Source organism: Chitinophaga agrisoli, from assembly GCF_008386695.1.
Classification (GTDB): Bacteria; Bacteroidota; Bacteroidia; order Chitinophagales; family Chitinophagaceae; genus Chitinophaga; species Chitinophaga agrisoli.
Genome location: NZ_VUOC01000001.1, coordinates 1,193,878 through 1,218,542, shown reverse-complemented (window position 1 = coordinate 1,218,542; position 24,665 = coordinate 1,193,878). Strand labels below are relative to the sequence as shown.

The window sequence follows — 24,665 nt, the reverse complement described above, 5'->3', positions numbered from 1 at the left end:
CATGAGCGAACGATTTGATAACGTGATGAATAGCTACGATCAGGCCGTTTCATTTAATGAAAAAACATGGCCGTGTGTGGGCCTGAAGGCCAACCGGAAATGGAAGGGGACCACTGAAACAAAAAAGATCTCTGATACTATTTTACCCAATAGCCCCCATTGCAACCTTAAGCGAACCTTAACCGAACCTAAAGCGAAGGAGAAGCGAAGGAAAGACCTGGGCAAAAGCCGCTAAAATACTATCAGATGATCCCCATTTGCTGCATCAGGAAGGTGGCATTCTTGTTATGGGCAATACCTTCCCTGATGCGGTAGTCAAAGTACAGGTGATCATCTTCAATGGTGCTTTCAAAGCAGTAGTTCTTAATAAGGTCAGGGTAGGCCTGTTCCAGGGCGCCTAATTCCAGGTCGTGGGTAGCGATCATACCACGGCAGTTATACTGTAGCAGGTGGGTGATCAGCTGGCGGGAGCCGGTAAGTTTATCAGCGGAGTTGGTACCTTTCAGGATCTCATCCAGCAGGATAAACACCTGTTCCCCGTTTTTAAGCGCCTCTACGATCTGTTGCAGGCGCAGGAGCTCTGCCTGGAAATAAGAGGTATGGCGGGCAATGGAATCCTTGATACGCATAGAGGTCATGATACGCATGGGGGTGAACTCAAAAGAACCGGCGCATACCGGCGCACCGCACATGCCCAGCAGCAGATTGCTGCCTACGCTGCGGAGAAAGGTGCTTTTGCCGCTCATATTGGAACCGGTGATGATCAGGAATTGCTGGGGATGGCCTATGCTGATACCGTTGGTCACACATTCCGCCGCCGGAATCAGCGGGTGCCCTATCTCCTGCCCCTGCAGGCCCACCGGCTGGTCCGCTACCTTGGGGAAGATATAAGCAGGATGATTATAGGCGAAGGTGGCCAGGCTGTTCCAGGCTTCCATGCGGGCAATTATTTTTAACCATCCCTGCACCTGGTGCTGATAACGGGCCTTCCATTTCTCGAGGTTAAACATGCAGTGCACGCTGTATAACAGGATAGAGTTCAGGAAAGTGGACACGATCAGGTTCAGGCTTTGATCAAATGCATTGCTGATCCGGGCCAGCCGGATAAGGGCTACATCTGCCGCAGTGGCCTCTTCCTGCCGGGCTTTGAGCAGGGCTGCGTCACGGAAGGGCTCCTGTTTGATAAGATGCAGCAGGGTGGCAAACTTACGCAGCACCTTTTCCTTGCTATCCAGCTGGCGGTGTTGCACCAGCATTTTCTTTGACTGTGAGCCCAGCACCAACCAGTTGATGATCAGGAAGATGGTAGCGGGGTAATAATGATTGGTATACAGGTAAAGGAAAATGCAGGCCACCAGGCAGGCAGGGCTTAGCCAGCTTATCACCTGCAGCCAGCGTTTATTAATAAAATCAAGCGGCATCTGTAACCAGGCCTGCAGCTCCCGCCGGTCTGCAGGGGTTTCCCCGGCCAGGATGGCCTGTGCCGTTAGCAGCTGCCGAAACTCCAGCCGGGGCGCCAGTTCCTTTACTACCGCCTGCATATCCAGTATAGCCGCTGTTTCCTGCAAAGGCGCCTGCAGCATACCGGCCAGTTCCTGCCGGCCCATAAGTGTGCCGGTACGGTTAATGTGCTGGTATAAAGAGGCCGGGCCAAAAACATCCAGGTCCTGTCCAAAGGAATGCTGATCATCCGCAAAATCATTGCCTGCCTCAAAACGGGATTCGTTCGTGGTTTGCAGGTGTAACTCCTTTTCATTGAGATCTTGCAGGGTCTGTTGCAGCTGCAGATGATCTTTTACCTTTTGGTATTTTGCCAGCGCATACATAAAAACAACCAGCAAAATGCCTATAGGCAGCCACCAGATGGCGGCAAAATTGTCCGCCACATACCGGTAGGCGCATATGATCATCCCTACAAAACAAAAGAGGCGGATCCAGCCTAAGAGCTGTAGCCGATTGCGGGCCTGGGTCACCTGTTGCTGTAATGCTGTATTGCGGGCGGTGTAAGTTTCCTGGGGGGACATGGGCGGGATAGTGATGGGTGTAAAGAAAAGGTGAAAAGCGGCATTGCGCCACTTTTCACCTGCTATTATTTATCAGGCATATTGCCTTTTCAGTAATTCCGGGTATTCCTGGCTCACTTTCATGATCAGTTCTCCAAAAAGGGTATTGGCCCAGGCAAACCATGCACGGGTGAACTTTTTGGGATTATCCTTGTGGTAAGACTCATGGATAAAGCCGCTATCATCGTCCGTATTGCGCAGCGTGCGGATACAGGCGGCTATCTCCTCTTTATTATCTGTGGTAAGGGCTTTCATGATAATGCTCATAGGCCAGATAAAGTCAACACCGGTATGCGGGCTGCCTACGCCATCACCATACTTGCCCTGGTAAAACCATGGGTGAAAGGTGCTCCATACAAAACGGCGGGCCGTCTGGTACAGCGGGTCATCTGCCGTGGTATAACCCAGGTAAGGGATGGACAGGAGGCTGGGCACATTGGTATCATCTATAAACAGGCGGTTGCCATAGCCATCCACTTCAAAGGCATACATATGCCCCAGCTGCGGATGCTCCACAACGGCATAGGCTTTAATAGCCCTGTCCACTTCATTGGCCAGGTCTGTACATTCCTTTGTAAAAGCGCTGTCCTTCCATACGGTGGTACTGATCTCCGCCAGCTGGCGCAGGGATACTACCGCAAACATGTTGGAGGGGATGAGGAAAGGGAACACCGTAGCATCGTCTGACGGGCGGAAGATGGATACGATCAATCCCACCGGGGAGATAGGCGCGCCATAACCGCTGTTGGCTACCGTATCTGACTGTACCGGCGTAGTACGCTGGAATTTATACGGGCCCGGGCCATCTTTACGTTGCTGCGTTTTGAAGGTTTGCACGATCAGGTGCGCGGCTTTTTTGTATTTATCGTCCAGTACCTTGGTATCGCCGCTTGTTTTCCAATAATTGTAGGCCAGGCGTACGGTGTAACACAGGGAGTCTATTTCCCATTTACGCTCATGCAGCTCCGGCTTCATATCAGTATGATCCTTGTCCCATTCGCTGCCGGTGGGCCCTTCGTTGAAGGCGTTGGCATAAGGATCTATGAGGATGCATTTTGTCTGACGGTTGATCACGCCGGCAATCAGCTGTTGCAGGGCGCTGTCTTCTTTTACCAGGGGCAGGTAAGGCCATACCTGGGCAGAAGAATCGCGCAGCCACATAGCATGGATATCGCCGGTGAGCACAAATGTGTCCGGACGGCCATCCATGGTCTTAAAGTTTACCGTGGTATCGAGGGTATTAGGAAAACAGTTCTCAAACATCCAGGCGAGCTTCGGATCTGCGATCTGCGCTTTGATGTCAGTGATGGCTTTTTCCACTGCCTGGCTGGTAAACTTACGTTCTGCCAGCGGGGGACGTTTAGAAGTATAGCCATCCCAGGCCAGCACCTGCTTGGGGAATCCCAGTCCTATAGCGCCTGCCAGCAGGCTGCTGTTGCGGATAAAATCTCTTCTTGCTACCATGATCATTGCTTTAGGAAAGTAGATGGTTGTTAATAGCGCAAGATATAAAAATAGTTGATAGTTGTTAGTATAGCGGCTTTTCCGCTATTCCAACAACTATCAACCAGCAATTATCCTGTTAAAGGCTATTTATCGTCGTCATCGTCATCATCCCCTTCCTGCAGCTTTACAAAAGCGCTTCTGCGGGGGGCGGGCATCACAGCGTGCTCGCCGTGGATAGCTTTCCATATCACCTCATTGAGCTCCAGGTCCGGGGCCCGGTCTTCGTGGGCCAGGTCAAAACCGGCGGAACGGCGGGCGCTTTCGTTAACGGCCACGTTACGCTCTTCCAGGTTTACATTGGCATCTACGGCGGTGTAGGGCGTAAGGTCCGGCGTATCGGTAAAACACTCCCACATAGGCATAGCCGCAGCATCGTACTGGCTCATAGGCGGCAGGCCCAGGATCAGCTCTATGGTGCGCAGTACCCCTGCGGTGGCGTACATGTTATGGATAGGTGTGTGCCGTTTGGTGTACGGGCTGATGACATATACGGGGGAACGGTGGGCATCCACATGGTCAGAGCCGTTCTGCGCATCGTCTTCCAGGATAAAGATGGCGCTCTCTTTCCAGATAGGGCTGTGCGATATATGCTCTATAAAACGGCCTACTGCCAGGTCATTATCCGCCACGGCGGCATAGGGGGAGTAAGCCCCTTTCCGCAGGCCGCTGGTATGGTCATTACCAAAACGGAGGGTGGTTAAATGCGGTAAGGCGTTGGCTGCCACCAGGGAATCAAAGTCGCGCACCCACAGCTGTTGGCGGTCTATATCCTTTATGGAGAGGTCAAAGCCAGGGTAGCCTTCGCAGTAATGCCCTTCCAGGGATTTGATGCTGGCCTCATGCGCCTCTGCAAACTCGCCATAGGTACGGTAGCTAACCCCGCCACGCTGACAGTAATCCCATATGAATCCTTTTTTAGGATAGGCCACCTTACGGCTGCCCTCATAATCATAGGTACCGCCACGGCCGCCATAGCTGGTAGGCCACGTCTTTTCCACATAATCGGTAGCATATCCCGCCATAGACCAGTTGTGGCCATCGGCGCTTACTTCTGCATCTACATAGAAATTATCCAGCAGCACAAATTCCCGGGCCAGGGCATGCTGGTTAGGGGTGATCTTTTCCGGGAAGATACACAGGCTGGTATCGCCGTTGCCTTCTTGCATATCGCCCAGCACCTGGTCGTAGGTACGGTTTTCCTTGATCACGTAGAATACATATTTGATAGGCGAAGCATCGCCCTGTTTTTGCGGGATGGGATTACCCGCCATGCCCGGGGCCAGGGCCTCGCGCTCTTTGGAGTAAGGCGTATTCTGATACACCAGCCTGGACCAGCGGCTCAGCGCAGCCGCATCCGGCTCCTTAAAGATAGACAGGGTGCCTTTGAACAGGGCGGCTATATACTGCACCGGCTTACCCGTACGGGTATTGCCCGTATGCCTGCCGGCGGCATCCTGGCGGTTGATGGGTTTAGGCCCATCCGGGTTAGCCATGGAGGTAAAGCCCTTGCCATTGGCCACCAATACTTTTTTACCCAGCACTTTTACATTGGTAGGGTACCAGCCCACGGGAATAAATCCTTTGGAACGGCTTTTACCAGGCGTTTCCACATCAAATACGGCCAGGCAGTTATTATCTGCATTGGCAATATACAGGGTGCGGTTATTGGCAGAAAGCGCCAGGCCGTTGGTAGTGGAACCAGCGGGAGCGCCCGGGTACAGGGCGGTATTGAGCGTTTCAATCACTTTTTGCGCTTTCACATCTATCACGGATACCGAATTCTCGTTGGCATTGGCCACATACATATAGCGGCCATTGCTGGAGAGGATCAGCTCATTGGGATGGCTTTGCGTAGGTATGCTTTGGGTGATGGCGCCCTGTTGTGTATTAAACACAGCCACTTTATCACCACCCCACAGGGAAATGTACAGCTGCTTTCCATCTGCAGACAGGACACAGGTATACGCTTCCGCCTCCAGGGATACCCGGTTTAGCACCTTATTGGTAGTGAGATCCACTACATAGAGACTATTATTTTCCTTGGTTACTACGTAGAGGCGTTTGCGGGCATCATCTATCACCATACCGGCAGGGCCTATCTTTTCCGGCCAGCGTTTTCCCAGCACTATACTATCGGCCAGCCGCAGCTTTCCATTATTGACCTGGTATTGCCAGATGATATTGTCATTACCAGCGGAGGCATAGAGCGACTTTTCGTCCTTGCTAAAGGCAAGGCCCAGCCAGGATTTGGGAATGGTTACCTCATCCAGCAGGGTTTCTTTCTGCGCGTCTATGAGCTGGATGGTTTGTTTGCCTTGTCCGTTATTGGTAACGGCCAGGTATTTGCCGGAGCGGGAAAGCACCATGTTCAAAGGCAGATCGCCCAGGGGCAGCGCATGGCCTACCGGCGTAAGCGACCAGCCATTGGGCAGGGTATAACGCTGTGCGGCTGTATCTGCGCCAGCTTGTTGTTGCGCCATGGCCGGGAGCAGGCCTATGGCAAGGGTGATGGATAAGCATAGTTTCTTCATCCAATAAAAATAGAAAGGTGGTGGCGGAAATGGGGAGTGGGAGGAGGAAAGGTAATAGAAAGTTAATGTTGAAACTGATGTATAGCACAGCGGAAGGTTAGCCACCGGCTTGGATACAGTTTCCGCTTTACACCCATGTTCAAAACCGGACAGTACTATTAGCCAAAAGCGGACATATTACATTTTACCGCACTCTTAATAAACTGGTCATCAGTTCATAAACGGATTGGCACCTTCTTTAGGGAATAGCGCTATATAATATTCCACGATGAGCAAAATCCTATACATATCAGCTACTATACTGCTATTTTCCTTACCAGGCTATAGCCAGCAACACGCTGATCTTTCTGTACAGGCAGTAACAGCGGTGAACCGGACAGCAGATAACCCCGCCATGGGCGAGCTACATCTGAGTGAATGCCCGAACCCCGGTATTGCCTGGCTGCATCATATAAACTTCCGTAAGGGCACTATCAGCTTTGAAGTAAAAGGAAAGGATGTATTGCAGCGGAGTTTTGTGGGGATTGCTTTTCAAGGCGTGAATGATACCACCTATGACGCGGTTTACTTCCGTCCGTTCAATTTCCGTGCGCAGGACCCCGCCCGGAAAAGCCATAGCGTGCAATATATCTCGCTGCCCGCTTATGACTGGCCTAAACTGCGGGAAGAACATCCCAACCAGTATGAACAGCCTATTGAACCGCCCCCTGCGCCAGATGACTGGTTCCAGGTACGGATAGTGGTGAACAGCCCTACGGTACAGGTATTTGTAAATAATCAACCTACACCCAGCCTGCAGGTACAACAGCTTAGCCATCATGCCGGCGGCAAACTGGGTTTATGGGTAGGCAATAATTCTGCCGGCAACTGGCGGAACCTTACAATCACCCCGGAATAAACACCCGTTTATGCTAGTAAGTTATCTCAGGATTGCCTGGCGCAATCTCCGGAAATATACACTCTTCTCTGCCATCAACATACTGGGGCTGGCTGTGGGCCTGATGTGTGCGCTGCTGATCATATTCCATGTAAAGGAAGAGCTGCGGTATGATAAAGGGTACAGCAAAGCAGACCGCCTCTTCCGCGTAACAACGGAAGGTTTGGGGGATGATACCCGGCAATGGGCAGCCACCGCCCCCACTATGGGTTTACAGATGGCGCAGACCATCCCGGAAATAACAGAAGTGACCCGCTTTTACCGTTATGCCAGGCAGGTATTAAGTTACACCCCCTCCAACGGGGAGGCAAAACGCTTTGAGGAAAAAGGCGGTTTCCTTGTTGACCCCAGTGTTACCCGCACTTTTGACCTTAATTTTATTAAAGGCGATGCTGCCACTGCGCTAACAGCAACAGATGCCATTGTGGTCACAGAGGAGATGGCCCGCAAATATTTTGGCCAGGAAGATCCGCTGGGTAAGGTGATCGTAGACGAGGCAGGCCCTTTACCGCTAAAGGTAACCGGCGTGATAAGAAAGCCGGCGTTTCCCACCCATATGGAATTTGACTACCTGCTTTCCTGGAGCACCATCCAGCATTACGTAGACCCGGTTTCATTGGAAAGGCGCACCTGGAATGCGCTCTATACCTATGTGCTGTTAAATAAGCCCCAGTCAAAGAGCGTGGTGGAGGCTAAGCTGCCCCGGTTCATAGTGCAGTATTATGGCGGCGCCGGCGAAACAGCGCATGAGGCGCTGGCCAACCGCAGGCTTCACCTTTTCCCTATTACGGATATACATCTCCACTCCCATATGGAGAAAGAGCTAAGCCCCAATAGTGACATCACCTATGTATACATATTTTCCGTAGCTGCATTGTTCATACTGCTGATAGCAGCCGTGAATTTCATCAATATCTCTACCGCCCAAGCCTTTAACCGGATGAAGGAGATAGGGCTGCGCAAGGTGATAGGCGCATCGCGGCCGCAGCTGCTGCGGCAGTTCCTGGGCGAATCCTTTGTCATTACCCTGGCAGCCGCTACACTGGCGCTGGTGCTCTTTGCCGCTGTGCTGCCTTTTTATAATAACCTGAGCAGCAAACAGCTGCATTTTGAGCAGCTGGTCAGTGTCCCCAACCTGGGCATTTTATTGCTGCTGGTAGCGGTAATAGGTCTGCTGGCCAGCGCATACCCCGCGTGGTTTGTGACCGGCTTTAAACCGGTGCCGGCCCTGAAGGGCAAGCGCAACGTTAGCTCGCCGGTGTATACCGTAAGAAAAGGGTTGATCATTTTCCAGTTTGCCATCTCTGTATTTATGATCTTCAGCGCGCTGGTCATGTACCAGCAAATGCGATTATTCCATAATAAAAACCTGGGGTTTGATAAAGAGCAACAGATAGCCGTTACCATGTATGGTAATTCGTGGGAGCATTTTGGCACACTGATCCATGATATGGATCAAAACACCGCCATCTCCAATTACGCAACAGTATCTACATTACCGGGAGAACGGTTTCCTATGCAGCCTTTTTATCCCTTAAGCTCACCTCCCGGGGAAGAAACGCCCTCTATCCGTGCCATGTGGAGTGATGAAAAACTGCTGGCCACCCTGCAGATCCCTTTATTGGCCGGCAGGGATTTCAGGAGCCAATTCCCGGAGATTAAACATCATGAGTTTATCCTTAATGAAGCAGCGGTGAAAGCCTTTGGTTTTAGAGACCCCATTGGTAAAACATATGTACTGGATAAGGACACCGGCACGGTAGTGGGTCTTATCAAAGACTTCAACTTTGCATCACTACACGCCGCTATAGAACCCCTGGTGATACAATACAAACCATTCTACTGCAACTATCTGCTGGTAAAGGCAAAAGCCGGACATTCACAACAAACCCTCCAATTCCTGGAATCGAGGATGAAAGCACAGTCGCCTACAGCTGTATTCAGCTATGCATTTATGGATGATAAACTAAACCTGCTGTACGCGCCGGAGAACCGGATGATGCAGCTATTCAAAGCGTTTTCCTTTTTTGCCATCTTTGTTTCCTGCCTGGGATTGTTTGGACTGTCTGCCTACGCCGCCCAGCTGCGTGTTAAGGAAGTGGGCATCCGCAAGGTACTGGGCGCTTCTACGTACAATGTAACGGTGCTGTTGTCCGGCAATTTTATGCTGCTGGTGCTCATCGCTACCTTGCTTTCCTGGCCGCTGGCCTGGTGGACCATGAGCCGCTGGCTGAATGGGTTTGCCTACCGCATCCATATTGATATCTGGATCTTTGCATTATCAGGCATACTGGCCATACTGGTGGCCATGCTCACCGTGGGCGTACAGGCTATGAAAGCGGCCTTTATGAACCCGGTGAAAAGCCTGAAGATGGAGTAATATTTTGATAGCGCTACTAAACATATTTCATGATAAAGAACTATTTCAAAGCTGCCTGGCGTAACCTTATCCGCAGCAAAGCATTTTCCGCCATTAACATACTGGGAATGGCGCTGGGTATGGCCTGCAGCCTGCTGATCATACTATGGGTACAGGACGAGCGCAGCGTGGATAAATTTCATGCAAATGGCGCACAGCTGTACCAGGTATATGAGCAGCTGCATCACGAAGGCCAGACAGATGGCGGTTATCTTACGCAAGGGCCGCTGGCTGCCGGGTTAAAAAAAGAGATCCCGGAAATACAGTATGCCGCAGGGTTTGAGCAATATCCGCCACTGGTGTTCCAGGCGGGGGATAAGACCATAAAACAGGAAGGCGCTTATGCCGGGGCCGATTTTTTCCGCATGTTCAGCTATCCCCTGTTACAGGGCGATGCCCAAACAGCGCTAAGCAAACCCGGTGGTATTGCTATTTCCCGTAAGATGGCCAACCTGTTCTTTGGCAGTGTTGAACAGGCCATGGGCAAAACTATCCGCTATGAGAACAAAGAAGACCTGCTGGTAACAGCGGTATTTGAGATACCCGCCAACTCCTCCCGCCAGTTTGATTACCTCCGCAACTGGGAAGATTTTACCCGGGATAATGCCTGGGCAAAGACCTGGACCAGTACCAGCCCGCATACTTTTATCCAGCTGCAGCCCACGGCTGATGCGGATAAGGTGGGGCGGCGGATAAAAGACTTCATTTACCACTACCGGGATAAAGACCCAGCCTATTTTACGGAACTGGGCCTGCAGCCCTATGGCGATCAATACCTGCATGCTACTTTTAAAGAAGGCATCCCCGCCGGCGGACGTATTGAATACGTACGTCTTTTTAGCATATTAGCCGTGTTTGTGCTGCTGATAGCGTGTATCAATTTCATGAACCTGTCTACCGCCCGCTCTACAGAAAGGGCCCGGGAGGTAGGCGTACGCAAAGTAGTGGGCGCAGGCCGCGGCATGCTCATAGGGCAGTTTATTGGGGAGGCGTTGCTACTCACCTCGTTTGCCATGCTCATTGCCTTTCTACTGGTAGCGCTGTCTTTGCCTGCCTTTAACCAACTTACCGGCAAACAGCTTTTGTTACCTGTGGGACAGCCTGCTTTCTGGGGCGTGCTCATTGGGCTGTTATTGCTAACCGGGTTTATAGCAGGCAGCTATCCGGCGCTATTCCTGTCATCCCTGCATCCCATACGGGTACTGAAAGGCACGCTGCGCTTCAGCAAAGGCGGGGTTTATTTCAGGAAAGGCCTGGTGGTATTCCAGTTTGCGTTGTCCATCATCCTCATTGTTGGTATGATCGTTATATACCAACAGATGCAGTACGTGCAAAACAAAAACCTGGGCTATAACCGGGAGAACCTGGTATACATTCCGCTGGAAGGGGAATTGATCTCCAAATACCCGTTGTTCAAAGCGGAAGCAGCTAACCTGCCGGGCATTGTAAGCATTACCAAGATGAAGGAAACACCTACGGTAATAGGCCATCATAAAAACGGTATGCACTGGGCAGGTAAAGATCCCAACCTTACGGTATCCTTTGCGGATGCGGCGGTAGGATATGATTTTGTACAAACGCTGCACCTGCGGTTAAAGGATGGGCGCGATTTTACCAAAACATTTGGCACGGACACGGCAGGGTACCTGCTAAATGAAGCCGCGGTAGCAGTAACCGGATATGAAAATCCGGTAGGGCAGCCGTTCTCTTTAGACGGTAAAGACGGGATCATTATAGGCGTACTGAAAGACTTTCATTTCACCTCCATGCATGAGGCCATAGAGCCGCTGGTGATCCGGTTTGATGAAAACCAGAAATGGGGCACCATACTGGTGCGCACAGCTGCCGGCAGAACGGCCACCGCTATTGCCGGTTTGGAGAAACTATGCAAAACGCTGAATCCTACTTTTCCTTTCAGCTACCAGTTCTCTGACGAAGCGTATAATAAACTCTATAAAAGCGAACAGATCGTAAGCACGCTGACCAACTATTTTGCCCTGCTGGCGATCTTTATTTCGTGCCTGGGGCTGTTTGGACTGGCCACTTTCTCCGCCGCACAACGCACTAAGGAGATAGGCGTGCGAAAGGTGCTGGGGGCTACGGAAGCTAATATCGTTACCCTGCTGGCCGGTAATTTCCTGCAACCGGTACTGCTGGGCATGCTGATCGCTTTCCCGGTTGCCTGGTGGACAATGAGCCACTGGCTACAGGATTTTGCCTATAAGATCCATATGGAATGGTGGATGCTGGCGATGGCCGGGGCGGTGACCATTGGTATTGCCTTGCTGACGGTAAGCCTGCAGAGTATTAAAGCCGCGTTCCTGGACCCGGTAAAGAGCCTCCGGTCGGAATAAAGGGGCCTTTACCTGGATATTTATCCAACCATTCTTAGTTCCTGTTAAATAATTTGCAATAGCTGCATAGCCCTCTTTAACATCCTCTAATTATTGCTGCCCGGTCTTACTGAAAGCCGGGCAGTACCTATTTTCGTACCTTGCAGGGTAGGCCATAGGGCTTACCGGAAAACTGATATTATGTCTTATACACCACAACATAAAGTACGGATCGTAACAGCAGCTTCCTTATTTGACGGCCATGATGCGGCCATTAACATCATGCGGCGCATTATGCAATCCAAAGGCGCCGAAGTGATACACCTGGGGCATAACCGCTCCGCGGCAGAGATCGTGGACTGCGCCATACAGGAAGACGCCCAGGGCATTGCCATCACCTCTTACCAGGGCGGCCACGTAGAATTCTTTAAATACATGTATGACCTGCTGCAGGAAAAAAGCTGCGGGCATATTAAGATCTTTGGCGGCGGCGGCGGCACCATACTGCCCACTGAAATAGAAGAGCTGCATGCCTATGGCATTACCCGCCTGTACTCCCCGGACGATGGCCGGCATATGGGACTGGAGGGGATGATAGAAGATGTAATACGTCAGTGCGATTTCCAGACCGTGCCTGTGTTGAACGGGCAGCTGCAGAAACTGGCGGACAAACAATACAAGATCATTGCGCAGGCCATTACCATTGCGGAAAATGACCAGTTGCCGGAATGGGCGCCAGAAGCCTCCGCCAACACGGCCGTACTGGGTATTACCGGTACTGGGGGCGCGGGCAAAAGCAGCGTAACGGATGAACTGGTACGGCGGTTCCTGCATAATTTCGAGGATAAGACCGTAGCCGTTATATCCGTAGACCCTTCCAAGAAAAAGACCGGGGGCGCGCTGCTGGGCGACCGCATCCGCATGAACTCCATCCACCACCCCAGGGCTTATATGCGCTCCCTGGCCACCCGCGAAAGCGATAAGGCCATCAGCGAACATATACAGGAAGCAGTAGATATCTGTAAACATGCCGGCTTTGACCTGATCATACTGGAAACCTCCGGCATTGGACAAAGCGATACCGCTATCACTGATCATTGCGATGTATCCCTGTATGTAATGACGCCGGAATACGGCGCCGCTTCCCAGCTGGAGAAGATCAATATGCTGGACTATGCGGATACCATTGCCATTAACAAATTTGATAAAGCCGGCGCACTGGATGCTCTGCATGATGTGCGCAAACAGTATAAACGCAATCACAGCCTGTGGACGGCTAGGGACGAAGACCTGCCGGTAGTAGGCACCATTGCCTCCCAGTTCAATGACGCGGGTATCAACCAGCTGTTTGAAAAGGTGATGCATGTGATCGAAGAGAAGAAAGGCATCACCTTTGGTACGCTTGCCCATGAGCGCCCCAAGGATACCACCACTAAATCGCAGATCATTCCGCCGGCCCGCGTACGCTATCTTTCAGAGATCACAGAAGCGATACATGATTACGGCAAATGGGTAAATGAGCAATGCGCCCTGGCCAGCCAGCTCTATCAGCTGGAAGGCGTGCTGGCCATTAAAGACCTGAAAGGCAAGGAAGAGCTGCTTAATATTCAGCAACACCTGCAGCAACAACTCCACGCCTCCTGTCAGCAGCTGATCAGCAAGTGGCCGGCGCTGCAGCAACAATACAAGGCAGACCACTATGAGTTCCAGGTAAGGAATAAAGTGATCAAACTGCCTTTGTTTACAGAAAGCCTCTCCCACTCCCGCATACCCAAGGTAAGCCTGCCACAGTATAAGGACTGGGGCGATATACTGCGCTGGCAGCTAACGGAAAACCTGCCGGGCGAGTTCCCTTATGCCGCCGGCGTATTTCCGCTGAAACGGGAGGGCGAAGACCCTACCCGTATGTTTGCCGGAGAAGGCGGACCGGAACGCACCAATAAACGTTTCCACTATGTATCCCTGGACCAGCCGGCAAAACGACTGAGCACCGCGTTTGACAGCGTTACGCTGTACGGGGAGGATCCTGCCTACCGGCCGGATATCTATGGTAAGGTGGGCAACTCCGGCGTAAGCATCGCTACGGTGGATGACGCCAAGAAGTTATACAGCGGCTTTGACCTCTGCGATCCCAAGACCTCCGTATCCATGACGATCAACGGACCGGCGCCTATCATACTGGCGTTCTTTATGAATGCCGCCATTGATCAGCAGTGTGAAAAATACATTGCAGAAAACGGGTTAACGGAGCAGGTACAGGCACGTATCAAAGAGAAATTCAAGGCCTATCCCCTGCCGCATTATAACGGCGATCTGCCAAAAGGCAATGATGGCCTGGGCCTGCAATTGTTAGGCATTGCCGGCGATGAAGTGCTGGAGCCGGCAGTATATGAAAAGATAAAAGCCCATGCTTTAAGCACGGTACGCGGCACCGTGCAGGCAGATATCTTAAAAGAAGATCAGGCGCAGAACACCTGTATCTTCTCCACAGAATTTGCATTGAAGCTGATGGGGGATGTGCAGGAATATTTCATTGGGCAGCAGGTACGCAATTTTTACTCCGTAAGTATATCCGGTTACCATATTGCAGAAGCCGGGGCCAACCCCATTACCCAGCTGGCCTTTACGCTGGCCAACGGTTTTACTTATGTGGAGTATTACCTGAGCCGGGGCATGCAGATAGATGATTTTGCGCCCAACCTCTCCTTCTTCTTCAGCAACGGTATGGACCCTGAGTATGCCGTAATAGGCCGCGTAGCCCGCCGTATCTGGGCCAAAGCCATTAAGTATAGATACAAAGGCAATGACCGCTCACAGAAGCTGAAATACCATATACAAACCTCCGGGCGCAGCCTGCATGCGCAGGAGATAGATTTTAACGATATCCGCACCACGCTGCAGGCGCTGTACGCTATTTACGATAACTGTAACTCCCTGCATACAAATGCCTATGACGAGGCTATCACTACGCCCACGGAAGAAAGCGTACGCCGGGCTATGGCCATTCAGCTGATCATCAACCAGGAATTGGGCACCGCTAAGAATGAGAACCCCATACAGGGATCATTCTTTATAGAAGAGCTGGCAGACCTGGTAGAAGAAGCGGTGCTACTGGAGTTTGACCGCATTACAGAGCGCGGCGGTGTGCTGGGCGCTATGGAGCGGATGTACCAGCGTAATAAGATCCAGGAAGAAAGCCTGTATTATGAATCCTTAAAACACGAAGGCAAATTCCCTATCGTAGGCGTAAATACTTTCCTGAATAAAAACGGTTCTCCTACTATCATACCCGCAGAAGTGATACGCTCTACCACTGCGGAGAAAGAGTTCCAGATCACTACTTTGCAAGCCTTCCAGGAACGGCATGCGGCCAAAAGCAGCGCAGCGTTGAAGCAACTGCAGCAAGTGGCTATCAATAACGGTAACCTGTTTGCGGAGCTGATGGAGACGGTGAAACATTGTTCCCTGGGACAGATCACGCATGCATTGTACGAAGTGGGCGGGCAGTACAGGAGGAGTATGTGACGAAATAACTTTCCCTTGCACAAACATGTTGCACAAGGGAAAGTAGAATAACAAGACTCTGCAAAATTGCGGAGAAGACCCGCAGTTTTCACGACGTGGAATTATAAACAGCTATATGTGTTGTTCTTAAAATCGATTGATCTGGTTGCACTAAAATAATGCGGTAAATAACTTTATTGTTCTAATAGCGTCTTCTGGTTGAGCATCACGGATTAAACAAAAAGGTTCTAAGTTTTCAAAAAAGATGAATAAACAAGTTTGTTTAAAACGATTCAGAGTTTGGTTTAGTCACTTCGAAAATAGGTCCCACTGGTATCTAAACAAGTGGTGTGTAACTGCTACACAATCTTAGCCTAAATTTTTGTTAAAAAAAAACATTTGGCTGTATTTTTTTTAAGCGTACATGTTACGCTTTTCTGTACAAGGCCATCACAGTCATGGCTCCTTTAGCAGGGCCTGCCAGTCAGAAACCAATACCAAAGTACCTTCTCTTACGCTGATCAAACTTTTCGAAATTGAATTTATAGAGGCGGGCCGGGCGGTGTTTTACATCTTTTTCATCTTCATTCAGGTCCACCAGCAGGTCCATGGAAAGGAACTTTTTACGGAAGTTGCGCCGGTCCAGCTTTACATCCAGTATAGCTTCGTATAGGTTTTGCAGTTCGCGGAGGGAGAATTTTTTGGGGAGCAGGTTAAAACCCACGGGCTGCTCTATCACTTTATGTTTTAGCCGTTCGTAGCAGCTGAGCAGGATATCCTGGTGGTCAAAGGCCATATCCTTTACATCCTTAACTGCATGCCATTGCAATTCGTTGCTATGTTTGCGCAATATGTTTTGCTCTATGTTCACAAGCGAGTAGTAAGCAACGGTAATGACCCGGCCTGCGGGATGGCGGTGTACAGCGCCAAAGGTATGCACCTGTTCCATATACACCTGATCCAGGCCGGTACGGGATTTCAGGATACGGTAGGCGGCTTCGTCCAGCTCTTCTTCCGGGCGTACAATATCGCCCAGCAGCGACCATTGCCCCTTGAATTCATTCAGATCAGACTTTATCAGCAATACTTTCAGCTCGTCATCATCGAAGCCGAAGATCACGCAGTCTACTGATATAGCCATCTTAAAATAGTGCTGGATCTCGGTATAGTGCACATTGATGTTCTTTGCCTGCATAAGCTATTATAAACGTGGAATAATAAAACGTGTAACAGTGTATCAGTTCTCGCAGGATGGCCAAAACGCAAAAAAGATGCTAAAAAGTTAGCATCTTTTTCTGTAAAAAGATCAAAGCAGGGCTTATTTATTTTGCCTTGCTTATGTTATAGACTTGTTCTCCGCCGCTAAAAGTGGCCATTACTTTGGTCTTAAGCAGGTCTTCAAAGGGCACCTTCATCAGGTCTTTATCGAGTATCACCAGATCCGCCAGCTTACCGGGTTCCAGGCTACCGCGGTTGGTCTCTTCAAAGCAGCCTTTGGCAGCCCATAAGGTAATGCCTTGTAAGGCCTGTTGCCGCGTTAATGCATTTTCGTGCTGGAAGCCGCCGGCAGGATAACCTTTGGCGTCTACGCGGGCCACGGCCGCCAGGAAGGTCTTGAGCGGGCTAATGTCCTCTACGGGAAAGTCTGTGCCAAGCGGCAGCCAGCCATTCTGTTGCAACAGCTGCTGGTTGGCATAGGCATGTTTAATACGTTCCGACCCCAGGCGCTCGCCGGCCCAGTACATATCTGAAGTGGCGTGTGTAGGCTGTACGGAGGGTATAATGCTGTAATGGCCAAACATGGCCATATCTTCCGGGTTCACCACCTGCGCATGTTCTATACGCCAGCGGCGGTCGTTCTTACCTTTCAGCACTGCGCCGTATATACGCAGGATCTCGCGGTTGGCAGAGTCGCCAATGGCATGGGTGCACAGCTGGAATTTTGTGTTGATGAGCTGTGCGGCTTTGGCGGCAAAATAGCTGCTATCCTTCAGGAGAAAACCTTTCCATCCTGGTTTGTCCGTATAGTCATGCAGCAGGCATGCCCCACGTGAGCCCAGGGCGCCATCCGCATAACATTTAAAGCCGGCTATATTCAGATAATCTGTATGGTAGGGGCCTTTAGGCAGAAAGTAGTCATAATTCTCCTGGTTATCGCTTAACAGCACGTATAAACGCATTTTAAACAGGTGTTGCTTTTGCAGGCTGTCAATGAACAGGGCCTCCTGCTTCATGATGCCGCAATCTGCTATGGTGGTGAGGCCTGCCGCAAAACAATTGGCCGCGCCATCCTGCAGGGCTTTCTGGAAGTAAGCCGCCGTAGGATGCGGTACCGTGCCCTGTACCAGCCGCACCGCATTATCTATGAGTATGCCGGTAAGCTTACCGTTCTTTGTTTCAATCACGCCGCCGGTAAGGGTTTGTCCGGGTTTTACGCCGGCAGCGTCCAGGGCGGCCTGGTTGGCAATAGCGGCATGGCCATCTACCCTGCCCAATAATACCGGCGTATTGGGGAACAGGCTATCCAGCCGGGTCTTATCCGGGAAATTCTTTTCCGGCCAATCGTTCTGGTCCCAGCCGCGGCCCAGGATCCACTCCCCCGGTTGCAGCTGGCGGCTGCCGGTAAATGCCTTTACGCGGTCAATAACGTCCTGCCAGCTTTGGGTACCTACCAGCTCCACTTGTTGCAGACCAAGGCCGTATTGTACAAAATGCGCATGGGCGTCTATAAAACCGGGATATATAAATTGGCCGGCGGCATCCTGTACCTGCGGGGCCGTATATTGCTGCAGGATTTCCTGGTCCGTACCCAGGGCTACTATCTTACCGCCGCTTACCGCCACGGCCTGCGCCTGGCTGAATGCACTATCAACGGTATAGATAACGGCGTGATGGATGATGAGATCTACTTTTTGTTTGGTACTACAGCTCCAGCAGAGGAGGGCGATACAGCAAGCTGGTAATAATTGTTTCATGGGAGAGTATTATGTATAAAGATTAAATTTACACACAGTTATTGAATAATTATGTACACGAAGGAACTAGAATTAACCCTTGCCAAACTGGCGAAAGAGCTGCTGGCCAAGCTGGCTAAACAGCTGCTGCTGAATAATCCCGAGGAGACAATGGAAGCGCTGCAACGCGTGATCCGTTATAATGACTGGCGCTACTATGTACAGAGCGATCCTGTGCTGAGCGATTATGAATATGACCAGCTGTTTGCCTGGCTCAAACAACTGGAGCAGGAGAACCCGCACCTGGTAAGCGCAGACTCCCCTACCCAAAAAGTAGCGCAGGGCCTTGCCGCTGCCGCTACCCCCACTGCTGCCGGCAAAGCGCCGGAAGGCGCCACCAAGGCATTCCCCACCGTACAGCACCTGGTGCCTATGCTGAGCCTTGATAACTCCTATAATGCAGATGACCTGGTAGACTGGGACCGCAAGGTGCGGGAACAATCCGGCCTTACGGATATTGAATACTGTATTGAGCCCAAGTTTGACGGGGCCAGTATCTCCCTGATCTACGAGAACGACAAGATCACACGGGGCGCTACCCGTGGCGACGGCGTGGCCGGGGAAGATATTACGGTGAACATCCGCCAGATAAAATTCATTCCTGATACAGCGAATTTTAGCAAATACGATATCCAGACCATAGAGATCAGGGGCGAAGTGCTGATCAACAAGGATACTTTCAAGGCCTTTAACGATCAGCGCGCGGCTAATAACCTGCCGCCACTGGCTAACCCCAGGAATGCCGCTTCCGGCTCCCTGCGGATGGTAGATCCTAAAGAGGTGGCCAAACGCGGCCTGGAAGCTTTTGTATATCATATGAGCTACCATGTGATGGAACGCGGCAAGGAAGAGCCTAAGGAGATACTGACCCATAGCAATACGCTCGACATGTTGTCTAAACTGGGTTTCCGCAGCCCGGCCAAAGAAAAGAAAGTGGTAAAAGGCATACAAGCGGTAGTAGACTATTGCCATGCCTTTGAAACAGAAAGGGATAACCTGCCTTATGAAATAGACGGCATGGTGATAAAAGTGAATGATTATGCCCTGCAGGATAAACTTGGTATGACCACGCACCATCCCCGCTGGGCCATGGCCTATAAATTCAAGGCAAGACAGGCTACCAGCAAGCTGCGTAAAGTAGAGTTCCAGGTGGGCCGTACCGGCTCCATTACGCCGGTGGCCAAGATAGATCCTGTGCCCATTGGCGGGGTAACGGTAGGCTCTATATCCCTGTTCAATGAAGATGTAGTACGGGAAAAAGACCTGAAAATAGGCGATACCGTACTGGTAGAAAGGGCAGGCGATGTGATCCCCTATATCGTTAAATCTGTAGCGGATCTGCGCGACGGTTCTGAGCAGGATATTGTATTCCCTACCAACTGCCCTGTTTGTAACAGCAAACTGGAAAAGCCGGAGGGGGAAAGCGTGTGGCGCTGTCCCAATATTAACTGCGAGGCGCAGGTAATAGAACGGATGATCCATTTTGTGAGCAAAGACGCCATGGATATACGCAGCCTGGGCGAAAGCAATGTACGCAAGTTCTATAGCCTGGGGCTCATGAAAGATATTCCCGGCATTTATGAGCTGGATTTTGGTAAACTGGAACAGCTGGAAGGTTTTGGCAAAAAATCATTGTCTAACCTGCAGGCGGCCATTGAGCAATCCAAAGCCCAGCCCTTACACCGCCTTATATTTGGCCTGGGTATCCGTTATGTAGGGGAAACCACCGCTAAAACACTGGCCAATGCCATCCATCACCTGCTGGACTATAAGGGCTGGACGGCAGAGCAATTATTAGAGCTGGAAGATATAGGCCCCAAAGTGGCCGGCTCCATCAGCCAGTTCTTTGCCAATGCAGATAATATAGCCGTACTGCAAAAGCTGGAATCGCTGGGCGTGAACCTGCGTAATAACAAATCCACACAGGAAACCGGCGGCAGCCTGGATGGGCAAACCTTCCTGTTCACCGGCACGCTGACCAAACTGAAACGCAGCGATGCAGAAGAGCTGGTAGAGCAGCAGGGCGGCAAGATCCTGAGCGGCGTAAGCAGCAAGCTTAATTACCTGGTAGTAGGCGAAGAGGCGGGCAGCAAGTTGGAAAAGGCCAAAAAGATCAATACCATCCGGATACTAACAGAGGATGAGTTTATAAAACTGGCGAACATTACTATTTAAGATCAGCAATGGACGATACTTATTTTATGCAACAGGCGCTGAAAGAAGCGCGGAAAGCTTTTGACGATGGCGAGGTGCCGATAGGCGCCGTAGTAGTGGCGAACAAACAGGTAATAGGCAGGGGTTATAACCAGGTAGAGCGGCTGAATGACTGTACCGCACATGCGGAAATGCTGGCATTAACAGCAGCATTCAATCACCTGGGCGCTAAATACCTGATGGACGCTACCTTGTATGTTACGCTGGAGCCCTGCCTGATGTGCGCCGGCGCATTGTACTGGAGCAAGATAGGGCGCATAGTATATGCTGCGCGGGATGATAAACACAGTTACCGGCGCTCTACGGGAGAGCAATCTCCCTTTCATCCCAAGACCAAGCTGGAACAAGGACCCGGCGAAACAGAGAGCCTGCAGCTGGTAAAGGCTTTCTTTGAACAACGGAGAAAATTATGATAAGCTGACGATCGTCAGCATAAAACAAAACAGGCTGTATCGTAGTGATACAGCCTGTTTTGTTTTATACGTTTGTTACGATCTATTTCTTTGGTTCCATCAGCTTATTCAAACCCATCATCTGCTGCATGGAATGTTCCATACCTTCTGATGAACCATCGAGGAAGATGATATTGCCTTTGCCATTTTCCGCAAAATGTTTAATAGCTTCTGTCCACATGGAGAACAGGATCACGGAAGTATCCAGGTTGGCCTGCTGCATTTCTTTAGCCGCCATAGACATACCCTTGGCCACCTCTTCGCGGAACAGGGCCACACCCATACCACGCAGCTGGGCTGCCTGTCGTTCTGCTTCTGCGGCAATCTTAATAGCATTACCTTCCGCCTCTGCGGCTTTGGTTTTGGTGATAAGCAGCGCCTGACCTTCGTTCTCTGCCGCTGCCTTCAGGTTATTGGAGGCCACCACCTGCGCCATGGATTTCATGATGGCGTCATCGAAGGTGATATCGTTCATTTGCAGATCCAGCAGGTGGTAACCCCAGCCTTCCAGGGTCTTGTCGATCTGCTCCTTTACGTTCTCTGTGATCTCGCGGCGCAGGCCCAGTACTTCTGACTGGCGCTTGGTAGCTACATAACCACGGATAGAGCCTTCGATGGTGCGTATAAGCGCCTGCATGAAACTACGCTCATCCATAAACTTAAACGCTACGTTCTTGATGGTCTCTTCTTCCTGGTTCCAAACGGCGTATAACAGCATGGCCTTAAAATATACGTTAGCCTGGTCTATGGTAATAGCCTGGAATTCCAGCTCCACGGAACGGTTCTGGATGGATACCCGTTTGAAGATCTTTTCAATTAACGGGATCTTAAAATTAAGACCAGGGAACAGGATGCGGTTATACTTACCGAAGATGGTAGTTACTGCAATGCTACCTTGCTGTACGGTAACAAAAGAAGAAAAAACAACCCAAAGGATGAGGAGTATAACCGGAATTAATACAAAATTTTGCATGTCAGGTTCTTTAGGGATTAAAATTCAAGGTATAAATATAGTTAAAATCCTGAATGCATATATTAAGAGAAGACAAACAATGGATGCGCTGAGTTAAAAGGACAACGAATGAAGAATTGAATAATGTTAAGTTGGTATACCAGGGGTGCTTTTTTTCTGGCTGTCAGGGAGGTACGGGCATATAGACGATATAATCACTTCACTAAAATAGTGGTGTTTATTTGGGCTTCAAATACCCAAGCTTGGGTATTTTTCTCAAAAAAATGTTAAAACGGGGGACTATTGCAGACCGGCTTTCCGGGCCAGTGTAACCAGTTCCGTGGTATTGCGGACCTTTAATTTGAGACGGATATTCTTACGGTGTGTTTCTACCGTATAACGGCTAAGGTTAAGCTGTTCCGCGATCTCTTTATTGTTAAGGCCCCGTACGGCCAGCACCATTACATCCTTTTCACGGGCGGTGAGCTTATGCAGGAGGGATTCGTTCTGGCGGCGTAACACCTCTCCCATGGCGTCAGCAAGCTGGGCATGGGTATCTGTGGTCATGGTAAGGTCCAGGAAGGCACAGATCACCTCCTTGACACCGCCCTGCTCATCGCGGTTAAAGGGCATGGCCAGGCCTATGAGCCAGTGCCATTCCTGGCGGCCTTTACGGCGTATACGGGTTACCCCGCCAAAGGTTTCTTTATTATCCTTAAAAGATTGCAGGGCTATGCTGGTAAGCCCGTAATCATCCGGGTGAATGAGCTGACGGAAGAACTCCGGCCCAAGGGCCTTCATTTCCTGTAATGAGAAGCCGGTTATATGCTCCATGCTATGATTGCACCAGCTGATAGTATCGCGATTGGGGTCTGCGGTATAAAGCATGGCCGGTATGTGATGCAGAATGGTTTCCAGCCACTGTATGCGCTCCTTTAGTAGTTCATGCTCCTTTTGCAGGGCTGCGAGGGATAACTCTGGTTTCCGGCCCGCGTCTTCTGTCTGCATACGTAATAGTTTTAAACAAACAATAGTGAAAATCCGTTGCTACGCCTCAGTACATACGAAATAATCCGCATATGAAAAGCTGTTGCAACACTTATCTGTAAATTTAGAATAAAATCCTATATGAGCAAGTTAATTTGTAGGGGGTAACCCGGTTTGATATTTCCCATATTAGACAGTAAATTTGGGACCCGTAATAAATACTCTATTACTTAACCATAAAAAAATTGAGTTATGGCATTTACACTTCCGAACTTACCGTACGCTACAGACGCATTGGAGCCGCATATTGATAAAACCACCATGGAGATCCACCATGGCAAACACCATCAGGCTTATGTAGATAACCTGAATAAAGCGATCGCTGGTACTGAGCATGAAAATAAATCCCTGGAAGAGCTGGTAGCAAGCGCCGGCAAGATCAGCCCTGCTGTTAGGAACAATGGCGGCGGTCACTGGAACCACAGCTTCTTCTGGCAGATCCTGGGCCCCAATGCAGGCGGCGAGCCCAAAGGCGCGCTGGCCGATGCTATTAAGAGCACTTTTAACTCTTTTGACGAGTTCAAGGAAAAGCTGAACGCTGCGGGCGCTACCCGTTTTGGTTCCGGCTGGGCCTGGCTGATCGTAAAGGATGGCAAACTGGAGGTAACCTCTACCCCTAACCAGGACAACCCGCTGATGGACGTTGCTGAAGTAAAAGGCACTCCCATCCTGGGCGTTGACGTTTGGGAACATGCTTACTACCTGAAATACCAGAACCGCCGCCCGGAATACCTGAAGGCTTTCTGGAATGCTGTTAACTGGGATGTGGTTAGCAAACATTATGAAGCAGCGAAGAAATAAGCTGTTAGCTTATGCAAATAAAAAAAGAGCCCTGTTAAATAACAGGGCTCTTTTTTTATTGCTTCAAACTTTGAAAGCGCTTACTTGATCTCTTTTATCTTCATGTTCTTGAACCATATTTCGCTGCCATGATCCTGGAGGTCTATATGGCCTTTCTTGGTTTTGCCGTAGTTCTTGGCGTCTTTCCATTTGCCGGTCTCTTTCAGCTTTTTCCATTCCGGAGAACCAAAAGTATATTCTGCGGTCTTCTGACCATTGAGCCAATGCTCTACATGGCCTTTGTTCACCACTATACGGGTATGGTTCCATTCGCCAATGGGATTAGCGGCTGCTACCAGCGGGCCGCCCATGGCGTAGTTGGCGCCGGTCTTCTGCCAGTCTTCCAGCTTCTCCGGGAAGTCCTTGTCGTCTATCATCTGGTATTCCGGACCGCTCAGGTAAGCGGCGTCTTCATCTTCTGAAGCCAGGTAGATAAGGCCGCTGTTGCCCTTAGGGGTCAGCTTCCAGTCTGTTTGCAGCTCAAAGTTCTCGTAGGTATCGTTGGAGGTAAGATCCGCCCTTTTATCGCTTTTATCCTTTTCGCTACCCATGCAGTGCAGGGTACCGTTTTCCGCAGTCCAGCTATTGGAGGTCTTGCCTTTATAGATATGCCAGCCGTCCAGGTTCTGGCCATTGAACAGCAGTTTCCATCCCTCCGCCTTTTCAGCATCGGTGAGGGTGTTGGCGGTTGAATCTACCTCGCTGGTAGCGGGTGTTGCAGCCGCAGCGGTATCAGCAGTCACCACCGTAGAATCAGCTGTATTTTCATTTGTAGGCGCATTACCACATGACATCGCAAACACTGTTAGCGCAGACAATGCCGGCACAAATAATTTTCTCATGGTGTTTTCTT

The 24,665-nt window shown here is 50.5% G+C and carries 16 protein-coding genes; 8 read left to right on the top strand and 8 right to left on the bottom strand.

From position 1 onward, the window contains the following. Position 1: 1 nt before the first annotated feature. A complete protein-coding gene (locus F0L74_RS05040) occupies positions 2-235 on the top strand; it encodes a hypothetical protein (RefSeq protein ID WP_149836719.1) in 234 nt (77 codons plus the stop codon). A gap of 7 nt (positions 236-242) precedes the next feature. Here F0L74_RS05040 and F0L74_RS05035 read toward each other — a convergent pair whose 3' ends face one another. The 3 genes from F0L74_RS05035 to F0L74_RS05025 all read right to left on the bottom strand — a co-directional run bounded on the left by F0L74_RS05035 (position 243) and on the right by F0L74_RS05025 (position 6,100). Next, positions 243-2,024 (bottom strand): MutS-related protein, encoded by a 1,782-nt coding sequence (locus F0L74_RS05035; RefSeq protein ID WP_149836718.1) that lies wholly within the window; start codon positions 2,022-2,024, stop codon positions 243-245. Between the two features lie 72 nt (positions 2,025-2,096). Beyond that, positions 2,097-3,527: a glycoside hydrolase family 125 protein gene (locus tag F0L74_RS05030; RefSeq protein ID WP_149836717.1), complete on the bottom strand. Its 1,431-nt coding sequence runs from the start codon at positions 3,525-3,527 to the stop codon at positions 2,097-2,099. Between the two features lie 125 nt (positions 3,528-3,652). Beyond that, a complete protein-coding gene (locus F0L74_RS05025) occupies positions 3,653-6,100 on the bottom strand; it encodes a bifunctional YncE family protein/alkaline phosphatase family protein (protein WP_149836716.1) in 2,448 nt (815 codons plus the stop codon). 268 nt (positions 6,101-6,368) lie between these two features. On the opposite strand from F0L74_RS05025, the gene F0L74_RS05020 reads away from it, so the two are divergent. From F0L74_RS05020 to F0L74_RS05005, 4 genes are all read left to right on the top strand, one after another. Further along, positions 6,369-6,998: a 3-keto-alpha-glucoside-1,2-lyase-like domain-containing protein gene (locus F0L74_RS05020; RefSeq protein WP_149836715.1), complete on the top strand. Its 630-nt coding sequence runs from the start codon at positions 6,369-6,371 to the stop codon at positions 6,996-6,998. Between the two features lie 10 nt (positions 6,999-7,008). After that, on the top strand, positions 7,009-9,417 hold the full coding sequence (locus tag F0L74_RS05015) for an ABC transporter permease (RefSeq protein WP_149836714.1): 2,409 nt from the start codon (positions 7,009-7,011) through the stop codon (positions 9,415-9,417). Positions 9,418-9,446: 29 nt separating this feature from the next. Further along, positions 9,447-11,810, top strand: a complete 2,364-nt coding sequence (locus F0L74_RS05010; protein ID WP_149836713.1) for an ABC transporter permease — start codon at positions 9,447-9,449, stop codon at positions 11,808-11,810. Positions 11,811-11,990: 180 nt separating this feature from the next. Next, entirely contained in the window at positions 11,991-15,314 is a 3,324-nt protein-coding gene (locus F0L74_RS05005) for a methylmalonyl-CoA mutase family protein (RefSeq protein WP_149836712.1), read from the top strand. Between the two features lie 463 nt (positions 15,315-15,777). On the opposite strand, the gene F0L74_RS05000 is transcribed toward F0L74_RS05005, so the two are convergent. Both F0L74_RS05000 and F0L74_RS04995 read right to left on the bottom strand, forming a co-directional pair. Next, a complete protein-coding gene (locus tag F0L74_RS05000) occupies positions 15,778-16,488 on the bottom strand; it encodes an NUDIX hydrolase (protein WP_149836711.1) in 711 nt (236 codons plus the stop codon). A 127-nt stretch (positions 16,489-16,615) separates the two neighbouring features. Next, positions 16,616-18,268 carry an amidohydrolase gene (locus F0L74_RS04995; RefSeq protein WP_149836710.1) on the bottom strand — a complete coding sequence of 551 codons (1,653 nt, stop codon included), beginning with the start codon at positions 18,266-18,268 and terminating at the stop codon, positions 16,616-16,618. Positions 18,269-18,319: 51 nt separating this feature from the next. Here F0L74_RS04995 and ligA point away from each other — a divergent pair, with 51 nt between their 5' ends. Both ligA and F0L74_RS04985 read left to right on the top strand, forming a co-directional pair. Continuing rightward, the gene (ligA, locus tag F0L74_RS04990) at positions 18,320-20,482 is read left to right on the top strand and encodes an NAD-dependent DNA ligase LigA (RefSeq protein WP_149836709.1); all 2,163 of its coding nucleotides are present in this window, start codon (positions 18,320-18,322) and stop codon (positions 20,480-20,482) included. Between the two features lie 8 nt (positions 20,483-20,490). Beyond that, positions 20,491-20,934: a nucleoside deaminase gene (locus F0L74_RS04985; protein WP_149836708.1), complete on the top strand. Its 444-nt coding sequence runs from the start codon at positions 20,491-20,493 to the stop codon at positions 20,932-20,934. An 82-nt stretch (positions 20,935-21,016) separates the two neighbouring features. On the opposite strand, the gene F0L74_RS04980 is transcribed toward F0L74_RS04985, so the two are convergent. Together F0L74_RS04980 and F0L74_RS04975 are read right to left on the bottom strand one after the other, a co-directional pair. Beyond that, entirely contained in the window at positions 21,017-21,946 is a 930-nt protein-coding gene (locus tag F0L74_RS04980; protein ID WP_149836707.1) for an SPFH domain-containing protein, read from the bottom strand. 279 nt (positions 21,947-22,225) lie between these two features. Beyond that, a complete protein-coding gene (locus tag F0L74_RS04975) occupies positions 22,226-22,933 on the bottom strand; it encodes a LuxR C-terminal-related transcriptional regulator (protein WP_149836706.1) in 708 nt (235 codons plus the stop codon). 231 nt (positions 22,934-23,164) lie between these two features. Between F0L74_RS04975 and F0L74_RS04970 the strand changes: the two genes are divergently transcribed. Beyond that, a complete protein-coding gene (locus F0L74_RS04970; RefSeq protein ID WP_149836705.1) occupies positions 23,165-23,773 on the top strand; it encodes a superoxide dismutase in 609 nt (202 codons plus the stop codon). An 80-nt stretch (positions 23,774-23,853) separates the two neighbouring features. Here the strand turns inward: F0L74_RS04970 and F0L74_RS04965 are convergent, their stop codons facing one another. Beyond that, entirely contained in the window at positions 23,854-24,654 is an 801-nt protein-coding gene (locus tag F0L74_RS04965; RefSeq protein ID WP_149836704.1) for a 3-keto-disaccharide hydrolase, read from the bottom strand. Positions 24,655-24,665: the final 11 nt, after the last annotated feature.